15 protein-coding genes are annotated in these 17,442 nt (G+C 63.9%); 10 read left to right on the top strand and 5 right to left on the bottom strand.

Annotated features, from left to right (window positions below):
* The coding region (locus tag G3N97_RS26535; protein WP_205996014.1) for an MFS transporter at nucleotides 1-974 on the top strand (974 nt) is incomplete at its 5' end.
* Between the two features lie 135 nt (nucleotides 975-1,109).
* Here G3N97_RS26535 and G3N97_RS26530 read toward each other — a convergent pair.
* From G3N97_RS26530 to G3N97_RS26520, 3 genes are all read right to left on the bottom strand, one after another.
* Complete coding sequence (locus tag G3N97_RS26530; protein WP_205996013.1) at nucleotides 1,110-1,379, bottom strand: hypothetical protein; 270 nt, start codon at nucleotides 1,377-1,379, stop codon at nucleotides 1,110-1,112.
* 44 nt (nucleotides 1,380-1,423) lie between these two features.
* Nucleotides 1,424-1,855, bottom strand: coding sequence for a DoxX family protein (locus G3N97_RS26525; protein WP_205996012.1), 432 nt, complete (start codon nucleotides 1,853-1,855; stop codon nucleotides 1,424-1,426).
* 219 nt (nucleotides 1,856-2,074) lie between these two features.
* The gene (locus G3N97_RS26520) at nucleotides 2,075-2,236 is read right to left on the bottom strand and encodes a hypothetical protein (RefSeq protein WP_205996011.1); all 162 of its coding nucleotides are present in this window, start codon (nucleotides 2,234-2,236) and stop codon (nucleotides 2,075-2,077) included.
* 219 nt (nucleotides 2,237-2,455) lie between these two features.
* Here G3N97_RS26520 and G3N97_RS26515 point away from each other — a divergent pair, with 219 nt between their 5' ends.
* The 9 genes from G3N97_RS26515 (at nucleotide 2,456) to flhC (ending at nucleotide 14,386) form a co-directional block, all read left to right on the top strand.
* Entirely contained in the window at nucleotides 2,456-3,298 is an 843-nt protein-coding gene (locus tag G3N97_RS26515) for a helix-turn-helix transcriptional regulator (RefSeq protein ID WP_205996010.1), read from the top strand.
* Between the two features lie 592 nt (nucleotides 3,299-3,890).
* On the top strand, nucleotides 3,891-7,673 hold the full coding sequence (locus G3N97_RS26510; RefSeq protein WP_205996009.1) for a nitrate reductase subunit alpha: 3,783 nt from the start codon (nucleotides 3,891-3,893) through the stop codon (nucleotides 7,671-7,673).
* Nucleotides 7,670-9,193 (top strand): nitrate reductase subunit beta, encoded by a 1,524-nt coding sequence (narH, locus tag G3N97_RS26505; protein WP_205996008.1) that lies wholly within the window; start codon nucleotides 7,670-7,672, stop codon nucleotides 9,191-9,193. Before G3N97_RS26510 ends, narH begins: the two co-directional genes overlap by 4 nt.
* Before the next feature lies 1 nt (nucleotide 9,194).
* On the top strand, nucleotides 9,195-9,890 hold the full coding sequence (narJ, locus tag G3N97_RS26500; RefSeq protein WP_205996007.1) for a nitrate reductase molybdenum cofactor assembly chaperone: 696 nt from the start codon (nucleotides 9,195-9,197) through the stop codon (nucleotides 9,888-9,890).
* A gap of 73 nt (nucleotides 9,891-9,963) precedes the next feature.
* Nucleotides 9,964-10,647: a respiratory nitrate reductase subunit gamma gene (gene narI, locus G3N97_RS26495; protein WP_205996006.1), complete on the top strand. Its 684-nt coding sequence runs from the start codon at nucleotides 9,964-9,966 to the stop codon at nucleotides 10,645-10,647.
* A 33-nt stretch (nucleotides 10,648-10,680) separates the two neighbouring features.
* Nucleotides 10,681-11,469 carry a peptidylprolyl isomerase gene (locus G3N97_RS26490; protein WP_205996005.1) on the top strand — a complete coding sequence of 263 codons (789 nt, stop codon included), beginning with the start codon at nucleotides 10,681-10,683 and terminating at the stop codon, nucleotides 11,467-11,469.
* A 55-nt stretch (nucleotides 11,470-11,524) separates the two neighbouring features.
* On the top strand, nucleotides 11,525-12,805 hold the full coding sequence (locus G3N97_RS26485) for a nitrate/nitrite transporter (protein ID WP_205996004.1): 1,281 nt from the start codon (nucleotides 11,525-11,527) through the stop codon (nucleotides 12,803-12,805).
* A gap of 649 nt (nucleotides 12,806-13,454) precedes the next feature.
* Nucleotides 13,455-13,775, top strand: a complete 321-nt coding sequence (gene flhD / locus G3N97_RS26480) for a flagellar transcriptional regulator FlhD (RefSeq protein ID WP_205996003.1) — start codon at nucleotides 13,455-13,457, stop codon at nucleotides 13,773-13,775.
* 11 nt (nucleotides 13,776-13,786) lie between these two features.
* Nucleotides 13,787-14,386 carry a flagellar transcriptional regulator FlhC gene (gene flhC / locus G3N97_RS26475; protein WP_065057653.1) on the top strand — a complete coding sequence of 200 codons (600 nt, stop codon included), beginning with the start codon at nucleotides 13,787-13,789 and terminating at the stop codon, nucleotides 14,384-14,386.
* Nucleotides 14,387-14,510: 124 nt separating this feature from the next.
* Here the strand turns inward: flhC and G3N97_RS26470 are convergent, their stop codons facing one another.
* Together G3N97_RS26470 and G3N97_RS26465 are read right to left on the bottom strand one after the other, a co-directional pair.
* Complete coding sequence (locus G3N97_RS26470) at nucleotides 14,511-15,836, bottom strand: Nramp family divalent metal transporter (RefSeq protein ID WP_205996002.1); 1,326 nt, start codon at nucleotides 15,834-15,836, stop codon at nucleotides 14,511-14,513.
* Nucleotides 15,837-15,900: 64 nt separating this feature from the next.
* Complete coding sequence (locus G3N97_RS26465; protein ID WP_205996001.1) at nucleotides 15,901-17,142, bottom strand: acyl-CoA dehydrogenase family protein; 1,242 nt, start codon at nucleotides 17,140-17,142, stop codon at nucleotides 15,901-15,903.
* Nucleotides 17,143-17,442 lie beyond the last annotated feature (300 nt).

The following is a 17,442-nucleotide window of genomic DNA, read 5'->3' as shown; positions in this document are numbered from 1 at the left end:
CGGGCGGCCTGCTGATCGCGGCGTTCGGCTGGCGCAGCATCTTCCTCGTGAATCTGCCGCTGTGCGCCGCCGGGCTCGCCGCCACGCTGCTGTGGATTCCCGCGCCGCGCGTCACGTCTACCGAAGCTGCGCCACGCGCCGCCGCGCGCAGCCTCGATCTGCGCGGCCAGTTGCTCGCCGTCGTCGCGCTCACGGCTTTCACGGGCGCGGTGATCGAATGGCGGCCGCTCGGCCTCGCACACTGGGCGGTGTCGGGCGGCCTCGCGCTCGCGCTGATCGCAGGCGTGGCCTTCGTGATGCTCGAAGCGCGCATCGACTCGCCAATGCTGCCGCTCGGCATGCTGCGCAACCGCAATTTCAGCGCGTCGGTGCTGTTCGGCGTCTGCGTGAACTTCACGTATTACGGCACGGTGTTCGTGCTCGCGCTGTTTCTCCAGCACGCGCGCGGGCAAACGCCGCTGCAGGCCGGGCTCACGTTCATCCCGCTCACGGGCGGCTTTCTGCTCTCGAATATCGCCAGCGGCCACGTGGTCTCGCGGTTCGGCACGCGTGCGCCGATGATCGGCGGCGCCTTGCTCGCCGGGCTCGGCTACGCGCTGCTGGTGCCCGTCGATGCAGGCACGCCCTTGCTGGCGATGATGGCCGCCTTCCTGCTGATTCCCTCGGGCATGGGACTCGCCGTGCCCGCCATGACGACGACCGTGCTGTCCTCGGTCGAACCGGCGCGCGCGGGCACGGCGTCGGCGCTGCTGAACACGGCGCGCCAGGCGGGCGGCGCGGTGGGCGTGGCGGCGTTCGGCGCGCTCACCGGCAGCGGCGCGGCGGCGGAAGTCGTCAGCGGTCTGCACGCGGACGCGGCGATCTCCGCGATCCTGCTGTTCATTGCGGCGGCGCTCGCGTGCCTGTTACGGACGGACGCCGCCCACGCGCCGGCCGCCGCCGAGACGGCGTCGCGCATGAAGGCATCGCGCTAAACGAAAGAGAAGGACGTCAACGCGCGCCGCGAAGGCGAAAGCCTGGCGGCGCGGTTAAAACGGCATCGAGCGTGACGCTTGCGTGACAAACCGCGTCGACGCGACATCGCCCGAGCGTGAAGATAAAAAGGCGCGCTAGAGCGACGTCTCCTGAATCGCGCCCGAGGCGAGCGCGCGCTCGATCAGCCCTTCGCTCTGCGCCTTGCGGATGGCGTGCGCAATCAGTTGCTCGGGCTGCTCGAGTTCGGCCTTGAGCGCGCCGAGCAGGCCGGTCGCGTCGAGGATCACCAGCGTCTTGGCCGTATCGGCGGTGCTGATCAGCACGCGGCGCGTGCCGTCTTCGGCGAGGCTCGCGCAGAATTGCCCGGTCTTGCCGCCCACGTTGAAATCAAAATTCTGGATCAAAGCCGGCTCCTTGCGTTCAGGGGATCGAGGATGCGGCGCGGCGCTCAGCCTCGCAGGCCGCCGCGCGGCGCGCGCATTCCATCGATGGAAGCACGTCCCGCGCCCGTTACGGTGAGCAGCAAAAATCCGCCGGCAATGGCGACGTTCTTCCAGAAGTGCACGGCCGCCTCCTGCTGCTGCGCGGCATTGGTGACATTCCAGAAGTCATGCCCTAGCACGGCCGTGACGATAGCGTACACGGCCAGCAAGAACGCGATGGCACGCATGCGCACGCCGAAGATCAGCGCGAGCGAGCCGAGCAGTTCGACCGCGATCACCACGGGCGCCGCGACCTGCACGTACGGCACGCCGCGTGAATGCAGATAGCCGATAAAGCCCGCGTAACCCAGCAGTTTCATGGCGCCGCCCCACAAAAACAGGATCGCGAGCAGGATGCGGGCGATGAAAATGATCAGGGAGTCGGCGGGTCGTGTCATGGAAGGCTCCGTTTCGCAATATGGCAGTGACACTTGTCCTGTCATACAGTTCCCCGCATACGGGACAGACCCGATACGGCCGGAGCGCGGCAGCGCATCAATTGCTTCGGAGTGCCATTCAATTGGCGCAATCTGGAAGAAGCTCGTCGCGAATGGAATGCACGTATACCCGCAAGGCGCGGCCGGCGTTGCACCGATTGCCGCGCCGCACTGGCACGCTCAATGCTTATGGCGGATGCCGTGCCCCCGGTGCGCATCGAGCCAGCGCGCGACGCGTGCCTCGAAACTACCGCGATGATGGCGCGACGCGGCCCACATGGCGGCGCAGATCAGCACCATCACGGCCGGACCCAGCAGATAAGCGACAACCGTTTCCCTCATGGCCTTCTCCCGCCATGCCAGCACGAAAAGTGAAATTGCATTCTAGGCGATCGCACGCGCAGCGATAAGTGGCTTGCGCGCACACCGCGCGTGTACAAACGCGCGGGATTCACATGATGCCCGCATCGCCGCGCCGACAAAAAAGAATCGCGCCCATGCAGCGCCGCCATTACGTCTGAGGTAATCGCGCAGCGGCGCGATTTCGTTAGAATCGGCGCCATGAACACCCTCACGTCTCCGTTCACGTCGACGCTCGCCGTGTCCGCTTCCGGCGACGCGCGGCGCGGTGTCGGCGAACTGTTGCGTGAATGGCGGCAGCGCCGCCGCATGAGCCAGTTGCTGCTCGCCACCGAAGCGGAAATCTCCACGCGCCATCTGAGCTTCGTGGAATCGGGCCGCGCCACGCCGAGCCGCGAAATGGTGATGCATCTCGCCGAACGGCTCGACGTGCCGCTACGCGAACGCAACGCGCTGCTCGTCGCGGCCGGCTACGCGCCGCTCTATCGCGAACGCGCGCTCGACGATCCGCAACTCGCGGCCGCACGCGAAGCCGTCGAACTCGTGCTGCGGGCTCACGCACCTTATCCGGCCCTCGCGGTCGATCGCCACTGGAACATCGTGGCCGCCAACGACGCGCTCGCGCCGCTGATCGGCGACGCTTCGCCCGCCTTGCTGGCCGCGCCCGTGAACGCGTTGCGCCTCTCGCTCCATCCCGACGGCATCGCCCCGCGCATCCTCAACTGGCACGCCTGGCGCGCGCATCTGCTCGCGCGCCTGCAACGGCAGATCGACGCCAGCGCGGACCCCACGCTCGCCGCGCTACACGACGAACTCGCCGCCTATCCCGCACCGCCGCATGCGGGCCACGCGGCTGTCGAACCGGTCCAGCATCACATCGCGATACCGCTGCGCGTGCAGACGGCGCTCGGCGAACTGGCGTTCTACAGCACCACGACTGTGTTCGGCACGCCCGTGGACATCACGCTTTCCGAACTGGCCATCGAGGCATTCTTTCCCGCCGACGCCCGGACCGCCCAGGCATTGCAGGCGCAGCGCGATTAAACGCGCAGTTATTCGAAGTCATGCCGATAGGCGCAATTATCGAAATTCATGCAATTGTGAAGATTGCAATTGTCATATTTCGAATGTCGATGCATTTCAATGCCATACGCATCCAATCCCTTTCTCCGCGTCTCTCTAATTCCTTTTCCACGTCGATGTAAATAGCGCGCGACGCTACGTCGCACATCATTTGAGAATACGACATCGTCATCCGCACGACTCAAAGCGCCATTTCACGCGCCATTCACATCGCCTTTCATATACACAACTCGACGAATCCCCCTGTAAACAAGGCATTTACAGCGGCCATCATCGTCCATTTCAAACGAGACATTCAACGCCTCCAATTCAAAGCGTTATTCCTTTTAAAATACATCGAAACGATATCTAACTTTTATTGGCGCAAATTGGACACGCACAAATATCGCATCGTGCACAATGCCATCACACACTTCTTTTGATTCAAATCGCATTGCATTCGTAATGCGCGCATGGCGCGACAAGTGTCTATTAACATTTGATGTATTAGATTTACTTGTTAAGTTGCACATTCTTAAATAAACCTGTCCCCACAGGGTTGTCTGGAGGTGTCATGAGCCATTTTCTGGATCGTCTGCGCTATTTCACGACCGCAAGACCCCAATTCGCAGACGGCCATGGCGCCGTCACAGACGAAGACCGGAAATGGGAGGACGCCTACCGCACGCGCTGGGCGCACGACAAGATCGTGCGCTCCACGCACGGCGTGAACTGCACCGGCTCGTGCTCCTGGAAGATCTACGTGAAAGGCGGCATCGTCGCGTGGGAAACACAGCAGACCGACTACCCGCGCACGCGCCCCGACATGCCCAATCACGAACCGCGCGGCTGCTCGCGCGGCGCGTCGTATTCCTGGTATCTCTACAGCGCGAACCGCCTGAAGTACCCGCTCGTGCGCAGCGCGCTCGTCAAGCTGTGGCGCGAGAAGCGCCGCACGCTCGGTCCCGTGGAAGCGTGGGCCGCCATCGTCGACGACGAAGCCGCGCGCAAGAGCTATCAATCGCGGCGCGGCCTCGGCGGTTTCGTGCGCGCCGACTGGAGCGAAGTCACCGAGATCGTGGCCGCCGCGAACGTGCATACGGTCAAGCGCCACGGCCCCGACCGCGTGATCGGCTTCTCGCCCATTCCGGCCATGTCGATGGTCTCGTACGCGGCCGGCTCGCGCTACCTTTCGCTGATCGGCGGCGTGTGTCTCTCGTTCTACGACTGGTATTGCGACCTGCCGCCCGCTTCGCCGCAAACCTGGGGCGAGCAGACCGACGTGCCCGAATCGGCCGACTGGTACAACTCCACGTTCATCATGATGTGGGGCTCGAACGTGCCGCAAACGCGCACGCCCGACGCGCACTTCATGGTGGAGGCGCGTTATCGCGGCGCGAAGATCGTGTCGATCTTTCCCGATTACGCGGAAGGCGCGAAGTTCGGCGACATCTGGCTGCATCCGAAGCAGGGCACCGACGCGGCGCTCGCGCTCGCGATGGGCCACGTGATCCTCAAGGAATATCACCTCGCGGGCAAAAGCGCGTATTTCGCCGACTACTGCCGCCGCTTCACCGACATGTCGTGCCTCGTCACGCTCGTCGAGCGCGACGGCCAGTACGTGCCCGACCGCTATCTGCGCGCCTCCGACTTCCCGGACGCGCTCGGCCAGTCCAACAATCCCGACTGGAAGACCGTGGTGATCGACGCCGCGAATGGCGAATTCGCCGTGCCGGGCGGATCGGCGGGCTTCCGCTGGGGTCAGCAGGTGGGCGGCGATCTGGGCAAATGGAATCTGCGCGAGGAGAACGCCGAAGGCGAACCGCTCACGCCCGCGCTCTCGCTCGTCGCCGAACACGACGACGTGGTGGACGTCGCGTTCCCCTACTTCGGCAACGTCGCGCACGCGCACTTCGCGCATACGGAGCACCAGTCGATCCTCTCGCGCCGCATCGGCGTGCGCCGCGTGGCCACGCGCGAAGGCGAGCGGATCGTCGCCACCGTCTACGATCTGTTCATCGCGAACTACGGGCTCGATCAGGGCCTCGGCGGCAAGGACGTCGCGCAGAGCTACGACGACGACGTGCCCTACACGCCCGCGTGGCAGGAAGCGATCACGGGCGTGAAGCGCGCGGACGTCATCAACGTCGCGCGCCAGTTCGCCGAGAACGCCGACAAGACCGAGGGCAAGTCGATGGTCATCATCGGCGCGGGCATCAATCACTGGTTCCATATGGACATGGCGTACCGCGCGATCATCAACATGCTGGTGATGTGCGGTTGCGTCGGCAAGTCGGGCGGCGGCTGGTCGCATTACGTCGGCCAGGAAAAGCTGCGTCCGCAAACCGGCTGGACCGCGCTCGCGTTCGCGCTCGACTGGAGCCGTCCGCCGCGCCAGATGAACGCCACTTCGTTCTTCTACGCGCACACCGACCAGTGGCGCTACGACCCGATGAATCCGACCGATCTGCTCTCGCCGCTCGCGGACAAATCGGCGTATCACGGCGCGCCCATCGACTACAACGTGCGCGCGGAACGCATGGGCTGGCTGCCGTCGGCGCCGCAACTGAAAAGCAATCCGCTCGAACTCGGGCGCACGATCGGCGACGCCGCGCAAGCGGGCGCACACGTCGCCGCGAGCCTCAAGGACGGCAGCCTCAAGCTCGCCTGCGAAGATCCCGACGATCCAGACGCGTTCCCGCGCAACCTGTTCGTGTGGCGCTCGAATCTGCTCGGCTCGTCGGGCAAGGGTCACGAGTATTTCCTCAAGCATCTGCTCGGCACAACCAACGGCGTGCAGGGCGAGGAAATGTCGAAGCAAGGCGCGCCGCATCCCGAGGAAATCGTCTGGCACGACGAAGCGCCGCGCGGCAAGCTCGATCTGCTCTGCACGCTCGACTTCCGCATGTCCACGACCTGCATGTACTCGGACATCGTGCTGCCCACGGCCACGTGGTACGAGAAGGACGACATGAACACGTCGGACATGCATCCGTTCATTCATCCGCTCTCCGCCGCCGTCGATCCCGCGTGGCAGTCGAAAAGCGACTGGGAAATTTTCAAGAGCATCGCGAAGCGCTTTTCCGAACTGAGCGTCGGGCATCTGGGCGTGGAGCGCGACGTGGTGCTTTCGCCGATCGCGCACGATGCGCCGGGCGAACTCGCACAGCCGTTCGGCGTGGCCGACTGGAAGCGCGGCGAATGCGAGCCGATTCCGGGCAAGACCATGCCGACCGTGGCCGTGGTCGAGCGCAATTATCCCGAGACGTATCACCGTTTCACATCGCTCGGGCCGCTGCTCGACAAGCTCGGCAACGGCGGCAAGGGCATCAGCTGGAACACGCAGGACGAAGTGAAAGAGCTCGGCGATCTCAACTATCGCTACGCGAACGAGCCCGCATTCGGCGACGCCGCCGGCCGCCCGCGCATCGAATCCGCGATCGACGCCGCCGAAACCATTCTCTCGCTCGCGCCCGAAACCAACGGCGAGGTTTCGGTGAAAGCGTGGGACGCGCTCAGCAAGATCACCGGCATTCAGCACGCGCATCTGTCCGAAGCGCGCGCCGACGAAAAGATCCGCTTCCGCGATATCCAGGCGCAACCGCGCAAGATCATTTCGTCGCCGACATGGAGCGGCATCGAATCGGAACATGTTTCGTATAACGCCGGTTATACGAACGTGCACGAGCTGATTCCCTGGCGCACGCTCAGTGGCCGACAGCAGCTGTATCAGGACCACGAGTGGATGCGCGCATTCGGCGAAGGGCTTTGCGTCTACAAACCGCCCATCGACACGGGCAGCTACGAAAACATGGTGGGCTCGCGCTCGAACGGCAATCCCGAGATCGCGCTGAACTTCATCACGCCGCACCAGAAATGGGGCATTCACAGCACGTACACCGACAATCTGCTGATGCTCACGCTCTCGCGCGGTGGTCCGATCGTGTGGATTTCCGAGCAGGACGCGCAGCAGATCGGCGTGGTCGATAACGACTGGATCGAGTGCTACAACTCGAACGGCGCCTTGTGCGCGCGCGCCGTGGTGAGTCAACGCATTCCGCGCGGCATGGTGATGATGTATCACGCGCAGGAAAAGATCGTGAATACGCCGGGCTCGGAAATCACCGGCACGCGCGGCGGCATTCACAACTCGGTCACGCGCATTTCGCTCAAGCCCACGCACATGATCGGCGGCTACGCGCAACTCGCTTACGGCTTCAATTACTACGGCACGGTCGGCTCCAATCGCGACGAGTTTCTCATCGTCCGCAAAATGAAGAACGTCGATTGGCTCGATGGCGAAGAAACGCCCGTGGGCGCATTGCCGCCCGTCGTTCGCGAAGGAGAAACGTCATGAAAGTGCGCGCGCAGATTGCCATGGTGCTGAACCTCGATAAATGCATCGGCTGCCATACCTGTTCGGTCACCTGCAAGAACGTCTGGACGAGCCGCGAAGGCATGGAATACGCGTGGTTCAACAACGTCGAAACGAAGCCGGGCATCGGTTATCCGAAGGATTGGGAAAATCAGGAGCGCTGGCGCGGCGGCTGGGTGCGTAAAGCCGACGGCAAGATCGAGCCGCGTCTGGGCAACAAGTGGCGTTTGCTCGCGCAGATTTTCGCCAATCCGCATCTGCCCGAAATCGACGACTACTACGAGCCGTTCACCTTCGATTACGCGCATTTGCAGGAAGCGGGCAATACGAAGGCCACGCCGGTCGCGCGGCCGCGTTCGCTGGTGAGCGGCGAGCGCATGGAGAAAATCGAATGGGGGCCGAACTGGGAAGAAATTCTCGGCGGCGAATTCGAAAAGCGCGCGAAGGACTACAACTTCGAGAACGTGCAGAAAGAGATTTACGGCCAGTTCGAAAATACTTTCATGATGTATTTGCCGCGCCTGTGCGAGCACTGCCTGAATCCGGCATGCGTGGCGGCGTGTCCTTCGGGCTCGATCTACAAGCGCGAAGAAGACGGCATCGTGCTGATCGATCAGGACAAATGCCGTGGCTGGCGCATGTGCGTATCGGGCTGCCCGTACAAGAAGATTTACTACAACTGGAAGAGCGGCAAGGCGGAGAAGTGCATCTTCTGCTATCCGCGTATCGAAGCGGGCCAGCCGACCGTGTGCTCGGAAACCTGCGTGGGCCGCATCCGCTATCTCGGCGTGATGCTCTACGACGCGGACCGCATTCAGGAAGCCGCCAGCGTCGCGAATGAAAAGGACCTGTATCAGGCGCAGCTCGATGTGTTTCTCGATCCGTTCGATCCGCAAGTGATCGCGCAGGCCGAGCGCGACGGCGTGCCCGCCGCGTGGATCGAGGGCGCGCAACGCTCGCCGGTCTACAAGATGGCGATCGACTGGCGCATTGCGTTTCCGCTGCATCCCGAGTTCCGCACGCTGCCGATGGTCTGGTACGTGCCGCCACTTTCGCCGATCAACGCGGCCGCCAATAGCGGCGATCTGGGCATGAACGGCTGGCTGCCCGACGTGCATTCGCTGCGCATTCCGCTGCGTTATCTGGCGAATCTGCTCACGGCCGGCGACGAGCAACCCGTGCAGGTCGCGCTCGAACGTCTGCTCGCGATGCGCGCGTTCATGCGCGCGCGCCACGTCGATCGCGTCGACGCCACGCAGGTGCTCACGCAAGCCGGGCTCTCGCTGCATCAGGTGGAAGAGATGTATCGCTATCTGGCGATTGCGAATTACGAGGACCGTTTCGTGATTCCGACTACGCACCGCGAATACGCGGAAAACGCCTTCGATCTGCATTCGTCGTGTGGCTTCACGTTCGGCAACGGCTGTTCCGATGGACGCAGCGACGCGAGCCTCTTCGCGCCGAAAACCGGTCATCGCAACATTCCGATTCAGGAGATCTGAGATGTTCGCGCCCCGTCTCAATAGCCTCACGTTCAGGCTGCTCGCCGCGTGTCTCGAGTATCCCGACGACACGCTGATTCACTCCATCGACGAAGCGCGCGCGTATCTGCAAGGCGAACGCGCGCTGCGCGGCGACACGCGCGAGCGTCTGCTGCGTTTCTTCGATTATCTCGGCTCGCGCGATCTGCTTGCGCTGCAGGAAAACTACGTCGCGCTATTCGATCGCGGCCGCGCGACCTCGCTGCATCTGTTCGAGCACGTGCACGGCGAATCGCGCGATCGCGGCCAGGCGATGATCGATCTGAAGCAGACCTACGAGCGCCACGGCCTGCTGCTCGGTCCCGAGCAGTTGCCCGATTATCTGCCGGTGTTCCTCGAATATCTCTCGCTGCTCGAAGCAAACGAAGCGCGCTCGCTGCTCGGCGAAACCACGGCGATCCTGCAATCGATCACCGCGGAGCTGAGCCGCCGCAACAGCCACTACGCGTATGTAACCGGCGCGGTGCTCGCGCTCGCGGGCGACAACGGCGCGGCACAGCCCGACGAAGCCCACGACGACGACGCCAACGCGCCACACGATCGCGAAGGCTTGAGCGCGCTCGACGCCGCATGGAGCGAGGAGCCGGTGCGCTTCATGGGCAACACGCAGCCCGGCGTCGCGCCGGTGCAGTTCCACGCACGGCGGCCGCCGCGCTGAGGCACGGCGCAAGAAAGCAGCACAAGAGCAAGCACCCAATCGCACGACACGTCTCACCTGGAAAGGATCAGTCATGGGCCCATATTTCCATCAGTTCCTGTTCGGCATCTATCCGTACATCTGCCTCGCGGTGCTGCTGTTCGGCTCGCTGGTGCGCTTCGACCGCGAGCAATACACGTGGAAAAGCGACTCGTCGCAACTGCTGCGGCGCGGCACGCTGCGCCTCGGCAGCAACCTGTTTCACTGGGGCATTCTCGTCGTGGTGGCCGGGCATTTCGCGGGCTTTCTCGCGCCGCACTGGCTCGTCGCGCCGTTCATCTCCGCGTCGATGCACCAGTTGCTCGCGATGGTCGCGGGCGGCATCGCGGGCGCGTTCGCCATCGTCGGGCTCACGCTGCTGATCGCGCGACGTCTGGGCGACACGCGCATTCGCCGCAACAGCAAGGTGTGGGACATCGTCATCGTGCTGATGCTGTGGGTGCAGCTCGCGCTCGGGCTCATGACCGTCGTGCTCTCCGCGCATCACATGGACGGCGCGATGTTCGAACAGCTCACCGATTACGTGAAAGGCGTCGTGACGTTCCAGGGCAATCTCGCGGCGCTGCTCGACGGCGTGCCGCTCGTCTATCAGATGCATATCGCGCTCGGCTTCACGATCTTCCTCGTTTCGCCGTTCACGCGGATGGTGCATATCTGGAGCGGGCTGGCCTCGGTGGCGTATCTGCTGCGTCCGTATCAACTCGTGCGCAAGCGCTGAGCCGATACCCCGCGAACGCCAGGAGACGAAACCATGAACGCCGATCCGCACACGCTCGATCGCACGCAGCCCGCGCGGGTGAATCACGTGGACATCGCCGCTGAGGCGATCGACGAGGAAAGCCGTCATCACGCCGACGATCCGGACCCGCCGCTCGCCGCGCGCCGCGCGCTGGTCGTGCGCGAACTGCTGCGCCAGCGCGCCGCCGAACTCGCGCTGATCGACGCCGACGCCGCCCTCGACGACGACACACTCGACACGCTGCTCGCGCGCGAACTGCGCGTGCCCGAGCCGACGCCCGACGATTGCCGCCGCTATTACGCGCAGCACGCCGCACAGTTCGTGCGCAACGAGATCGTCTACGCGAGCCATATTCTGTTCGCCGTGACGGAGCGCGTGCCGCTCGCGCTGCTGCGCCATCAGGCCGAAGACGCGCTCAACGCCTTGCTGCGCGAACCGCACGCGTTCGAGGCGCGCGCGGGCGAACTGTCGAACTGCCCGTCGGGCGCCGTGGGCGGCAGCCTCGGCCAGCTCACGCGCGGCGACGCCGTGCCCGAATTCGAGCAGGCGCTGTTCAACAGTCCCGAACTCGGTTTGCTGCCGCGCCTCGTGCGCACGCGCTTCGGCTTTCACCTCGTGCGCATCGACCGGCGCGTGCCCGGCGAGCCGGTCCCCTTCGAAACCGCCGCCGACGACATCGCGCGCTTTCTCACCGAGCGCGTGCGTCACAAGGCGATTCAGCAATACGTCTCGATCCTCGCATCGGCGGCGACGCTCGAACACGCCGCCGTCGACGCGGCCACGAGTCCGCTCGTGCAGTAACCCGCCCGTTACACACGATCACACACCAGCACAACGCGCAACCAAGGAAAACATCATGAATCTGCGCACCGAACCACCTCCGACCACCGACGCCGCGCCCACACGCGTGAGCGGCCAGGCGTGGTCCGTCCTGTTCGCAAGCACGCTCGCCTTTCTGGTCTGCTTCGTGGTGTGGATGATGTTCGGCGTGCTCGGCGTACCGCTGCGCGAAGAACTCAAGCTCAACAGCACCGAGTTCGGCCTGCTCACGTCCACGCCCGTGCTCACCGGCGCGATCATGCGTCTGCCGCTGGGCGCGTGGACCGACCGCTACGGCGGTCGCATCGTCATGACGGCCCTGCTCGTGGTGTGCGCGGTGCCGGTCTATATCGTCAGTTACGCGAGCCAGCTCTGGCAGTTTCTGTTCATCGGGCTCTTTCTGGGCTGCGTGGGCGCGTCGTTCGCGGTCGGCACGCCGTATGTCGCGCGCTTCTTCCCGCCCCAGAAACGCGGCTTCGCGATGGGCTTTTTCGGCGCGGGCACGGCGGGCGCGGCCGTCAACCTGTTCGTCACGCCCACCTTGCAGTCGCTGTACGGATGGCGCTTCGTGCCACGCATCTACGCCGTCGCGCTGCTCGTGACCGCCGTGATCTTCTGGTTCGCCTCGGCGCGCGATCCGGGCGCGGGCAAGTCGAACGGCTCGCTGCTCGATTCGTTCAAGGTGCTCGCCGATCCGCGCGTCTGGCGCCTGTGCCAGTACTACTCGATCACGTTCGGCGGCTTCACGGCCCTTTCGCTGTGGATTCCGCAGTATCTGAAGGCTGAATACGGCATGTCGCTGGTGATGGCGTCGGCGTTCGCGGCGGGTTTCTCGCTGCCGGGCTCGGTGCTGCGCGCGGTCGGCGGCCTGCTCGCCGACAAACTCGGCGCGCACAACGTCACCTGGTGGGGCTTGTGGGTCGCGTGGATCTGTCTCTTCATCCTCTCGTACCCGGCCACCGACTTCGTGATCCACACCATCGACGGCACCGCCACGCTTCATATCAGCATGCCGCTCGCGGGCTTCGTGGCGCTCACCTTCGTGCTCGGCGCGGTGTTTGCGTTCGGCATGGCGTCCACTTTCAAATATGTCGCCGACGACTTTCCGTCCAACATGGGCGTAGTGACTGGCATCGTCGGGCTTGCGGGCGGGCTCGGCGGCTTTCTGCTGCCGATCCTGTTCGGCGCGCTGCTCGACCTGCTCAAGATCCGCTCGAGCTGCTTCATGCTGCTTTACGGCGTCGTGTGGGTCTCGCTGATCCTGCTCTATATTTCCGAGGTCAAACGCACGCCGATTCTCGGCGAAAGGGCCGTTTGAATCGGAAAAGGCCTCTAAAACCGGCACGCGAGTGCCGGTTCTGCCTTTGCACGTATGCGCCGCCATACGTGCAATTTCGCAAATCGATGCGATTTACATATTCATGTAAAGAGGCGCTGTTACAAAGCGCGTCAACGCGACGCGCGTGCATGCGACTTGTCACATCTTGACAAGCCTCGTTACACAGGGTCGAAACACTTGTTACAGATTTATCCTCATACGTATTAATCACCAACTGCGCATTTCTTACCTGTCAACGCAAATCCTTTCAAACCGTTTATTTGGATGACGCACGCTCGTGCGTGATTTACGATTCGTTGCGCGAGCAGCGGTGCCGTTGAGGAATCCCTTATAGCACGCGGGTTTACGAGAAATTTCAGGCGACTGTGCGTGCGCTTCGGCTTCCTGGGGCCAGTTGTTTCGGACACCAGAAAGAGTTACCGAAAATATTTGTAACAGGCGAATTATTTTTTTGAAGAGGGATTGATTTCTGAGATTAGTCCTCATACAATTCGCTTCAACGTGTTACGAGTTGTAACACGTTGTATCAAAGAGTCAGGGCCGACAAAGAGCGGTCCGACAACGACCAGAAAAGTTACAACGGCAGCAAATGCCGGGGGGTTTAATCGGGGCTTCGGAAAAGAGAGAAATGGACCGTAGCAGCGAGACGCTGGAATCTATCCGCGAAATTAATTTGTCGTATCTGATGCTCGCACAGCGCATGCTGCGCGAGGACAAACCGGTCGGGATGTTCCGACTGGGTCTGTCGTCGGAACTGGCCGATCTGCTTTCCAATCTGTCTTTGGCACAGATCGTCAAGCTGGCTGCTTCCGACCAGCTTCTTTGCTTTTTCCGCTTCGATGACCATGCCATGTTGTCCGCTCTGACGCAGACTTCCCGGCATGCCAACGTAGCGGCGACTCATGCGGCTATCCTGCTTGCGGGACAGCCCGCCGGGCAATTCGCCTGAGGGAAACGGACATGACGAACCGCCGCAGCCTCACCGAAGATGCCCAGGAAGTATTTCGCGCGATCGCGCTGATCGAACTGGGCGCGCGCATGCAGGTTCTGGAGAGCGAGCTGTCGCTCTCGCGGGACCGCATGATTCGCCTGTATCGTGAGATCCGCGGCGTATCGCCGCCCAAGGGTATGTTGCCGTTCTCGGCGGACTGGTACATGACGTGGCTGGCGAACATTCATGCTTCGCTGTTCTACAACACGTACCTGTTCCTCAAGAACGAAGCGCGTTGTTCGCATCTCGACGCGCTCACCAAAGGGTTCCGGCTGTATCTGGAACATTGCCGCCACAGCGAGACCGAGCCTGTGCTCGACCTCACGCGTGCGTGGACTCTGGTGCGGTTTTTCGATGCCGATATTCTGCAGATGACGCCTTGCTGCCGTTGTGGCGGTAAGTTCGTCGCGCACCGCCACGACTTGCAGCACAACGTCGTGTGTGGCGCATGCCAGCCGCCTTCGCGCGCTGGCAAGACGAAGAAGGCGGCTGCAGCGCGACGGGGCGCAGAGCAGACCGAGAGCGACCTTCCGGTGGAAACGCCGGATGGCATTGCCGAGGCTGCATAAGCGTAGGAGAGCCAAGATCCGGTCAACCGGACGCAGCAGCACGACTAGACGCGAAACCGTCCGGTGCCCCACGCGGCGCCGGACGGCGAAGCGCATTTCTTCGCCTCAATTCCCCTCGATCCCCTCAGTTCCCCACGAAGGTCTGCCAGACCAGCCACAGGTTCGCCGCCGTGATGATGGCGAACAGCAGCCACGCGATCATGCGCGTGGACAGCCGGTTCACGAACACGCCCATCAGTGAACGATCGTTCGTCATGCGGATGAGCGGCCAGAGCGCGAACGGCAACTGCAGGCTCAGCACCACCTGGCTCGCGACCAGCAGCTTGCCCACCGCGCCGTTGCCCAGCAGCCACACGCCCGCGAACGCCGGAATCAGCGCGAGCACGCGCGTGATGAGCCGCCGCTGGTAGCACGGAATCTTCATCTGCAAAAAGCCTTCCATGATCACCTGGCCCGCCACGGTGCCGGTGAAGGTCGAGCTTTGCCCCGACGCCAGCAGCGTGATCGCGAACAGCACGGCCGCCGCACCGCTGCCGACGATGGGCGCGAGCAGCTTGTAGGCGTCCTCGATTTCGGTGACCTGGTTGTGGCCCGTCGCATGAAACGCCGCCGCCGCGAGAATCAGAATGGCCGCGTTGATCAGCAGCGCGAGCACCAGCGAGACGATGGTGTCGAGCCGCGACAGACCGATCGCCTGACCGATACTCGCTTCGTCGCGCTTCACGGCGCGCGTCTGCACAATCGACGAATGCAGGTAGAGGTTATGCGGCATCACGGTCGCGCCCAGAATGCCGATCGCGAGATAGAGCGGCTCCTGGCTGGCGATCGCGTGCCACGACGGCACCGCGCCCGCGAACACCGACGGCCAGTGCGGCTTCACGAGCGCCAGCTCGATCACGTAACCGATGCCGATGGTGGCGATCAGTCCCGCCATGATCGCTTCGAGCGTGCGGAAATTCTTGCCCTTCAGGCCGAGCACGATGACTGTGTCGAACGCAGTGAGCACCACGCCCCACATCAACGAGCAGCCGAGCAGCAGATGGAACGCGAGCGCGCCGCCGAGCACTTCGGCGAGATCGCAGGCGATGATCGAGAGTTCGGCGAGCACCCACTGGCCGAGCGCGACCGGTTTCGAATAACGCGTGCGCGAGAGTTCGGCGAGATCGCGGCCCGTGACGATGCCCAACCGCATCGCGAGACATTGCAGCGCCATCGCGGCGATGCTCGACAGTACGACCACGAACAGCAGGTTGTAACCGTAGCGCGAACCGGCCTCGATGTCGGTGGCCCAGTTGCCCGGGTCCATATAACCGATCGAGATCAGCAGGCCGGGGCCGGCGAACTGGAGAAACTTTTTCCAGAACGGCGCGGCCGGCGACACTGCCACGCTGCCCTGCACTTCCGATGGGCAAAACGGCGCCGTCGCCGTTGTGGGTAATTTGAACTCCAACGGTGCGATCCTCGAGGGTGGATTTTTTCGCGGCCCGCAAAACGAGGGGCGCGCGATCGGTCCCTCAAGTGTACAGCGTCGGCTCCGGCAATTCGCGCGTGAGCGCGTGGCGGCCCACATCGCGCACGCGATAGTCGAGCGGATCGTGCAGCGTGTGCACGCGCGCGTTGCGCCAGAAGCGGTCGAACGCGAGCGCGGCGGCCGTGGCGCGCGCGCCGCAGGCGTCGAACAGTTGCTCGCCTGCAGCGAGCGCGGCGCGATGCGCGACGATCTTCGCTTCGGAGACCGCGAGCGAGACTTCGGCGCGCGTGTCCGCGCCGAGCGCGTCACCCTGCGCCCAGGCGGCGTCGAGCAGCGACGCCGCGCGGTCCGCGAGCAGCGACGCCGAGAGCGCCTGAATGCGCATCTCGCCGAAACGCTGCTGGAGATAGGGATCGTCGGCGGCGCGCTGCACGCCCGAATTCACCCACGGACGGCCGTTCGCCAGCACGTATTCACGCGCCTCTTCGAGCGCGCCTTCCGCGATGCCGACGAACAGGTTCGTCAGCACGAGTTGCGAGACCAGCGTGCGCAGCGAGGCGCGCGGCGTGTCGGGACGCTTGAGCACTTCATGCGCGCGCACTTCGACCGCATCGAACGACACGGTGCCGCTGTCGGTCTGGCGCTGGCCGATCGGGTCCCAGTCGTCGTGCACGGTGATGCCCGCGCGCGTCGTCGGCACCACCGCGAACACGGGCTGGCCGGTCGCCGGATCGTGCGCGCTCACGGTCATCATCTGCGAACCGTAAGTGCCGGAGCAGAAACCCTTTTTGCCGTGCAGACGCCAGCCGCCCTCGCCGTCCGCCTGCGCGACGAGCCGCGTATCGAGCGGATTGACCGCGTTGCCCCACCACCAGCGATGCTCGACCGTGCCGCGCAGCCAGTCCGCGCGTTGCGCGGCGCTGCCCCACAGATCGACGCTCACGATCTGCAGGAACTGGAAGCCGAGCAGATGCGCGAGCGCGCTATCCGCGCGCGCGAGCGTGCGGATCGTTTGGTAGATTTCGGGCCAGCGCGTGCCGTTTTGCGTGCCGTTTTGCGCGCCGGTTGCGTCGTCAAACGCGTCGTCGAACGCACCGCCAAACTCGCGCGGCACCGCGAGCGCGAGCAGACCGGCATCGGCGATCAACTGCTTTTCGGCGGCGGCGTGACCGCCCGCGAGATCGCGACGCGCAGCGGTTTCGCGCAGGGTTGCGGCGAGCGTCGCGAGCCGTGTCGAGAAGGACGTAGCGTGCTCCGCCGTGCGCGGCGGTCGTGGATCGTTCATGCCTGGGTTCCCGAATGAGTGACGCTCGCGAGCGAGCTTTCAGGCGGACGGCGCGCCATCCGCTCCAGCTTCAATCAGACGATGATAGTGGCACGCGCCGGCACGGTCTACGAACCGTTTACGCAAATGAAATCGCGGCTGGCGATATGCACGTGCATACCGGCCAGCCGCGAAGCGCCTGCACCGAAGGTGCGGCAATTAGCGCGTCGCTTAACGCGCGGCGAGCGGCGCGGGCGGCGGCGCGTTGCCGTCGGGTTGCGCGGGCGTCTGCGGCTTCGCGTCGCCCCAGCCGCCGCCGAG

It is taken from the genome of Paraburkholderia sp. Ac-20347 (genome assembly GCF_017104805.1).
Taxonomy (GTDB): domain Bacteria; phylum Pseudomonadota; class Gammaproteobacteria; order Burkholderiales; family Burkholderiaceae; genus Paraburkholderia; species Paraburkholderia tropica.
Note: the sequence above shows the minus strand (reverse complement) of the source record. Positions and strands in the feature narration are given on the sequence as shown.

Coding starts and splice junctions, on each gene's coding strand:
- G3N97_RS26525 (WP_205996012.1), bottom strand. CDS start 1,855: ATGACACGACCCGCCGACTCCCTGATCATTTTCATCGCCCGCATCCTG.
- G3N97_RS26520 (WP_205996011.1), bottom strand. CDS start 2,236: ATGAGGGAAACGGTTGTCGCTTATCTGCTGGGTCCGGCCGTGATGGTG.
- G3N97_RS26515 (WP_205996010.1), top strand. CDS start 2,456: ATGAACACCCTCACGTCTCCGTTCACGTCGACGCTCGCCGTGTCCGCT.
- G3N97_RS26510 (WP_205996009.1), top strand. CDS start 3,891: ATGAGCCATTTTCTGGATCGTCTGCGCTATTTCACGACCGCAAGACCC.
- narH (WP_205996008.1), top strand. CDS start 7,670: ATGAAAGTGCGCGCGCAGATTGCCATGGTGCTGAACCTCGATAAATGC.
- narJ (WP_205996007.1), top strand. CDS start 9,195: ATGTTCGCGCCCCGTCTCAATAGCCTCACGTTCAGGCTGCTCGCCGCG.
- narI (WP_205996006.1), top strand. CDS start 9,964: ATGGGCCCATATTTCCATCAGTTCCTGTTCGGCATCTATCCGTACATC.
- G3N97_RS26490 (WP_205996005.1), top strand. CDS start 10,681: ATGAACGCCGATCCGCACACGCTCGATCGCACGCAGCCCGCGCGGGTG.
- G3N97_RS26485 (WP_205996004.1), top strand. CDS start 11,525: ATGAATCTGCGCACCGAACCACCTCCGACCACCGACGCCGCGCCCACA.
- flhD (WP_205996003.1), top strand. CDS start 13,455: ATGGACCGTAGCAGCGAGACGCTGGAATCTATCCGCGAAATTAATTTG.
- flhC (WP_065057653.1), top strand. CDS start 13,787: ATGACGAACCGCCGCAGCCTCACCGAAGATGCCCAGGAAGTATTTCGC.
- G3N97_RS26465 (WP_205996001.1), bottom strand. CDS start 17,142: ATGAACGATCCACGACCGCCGCGCACGGCGGAGCACGCTACGTCCTTC.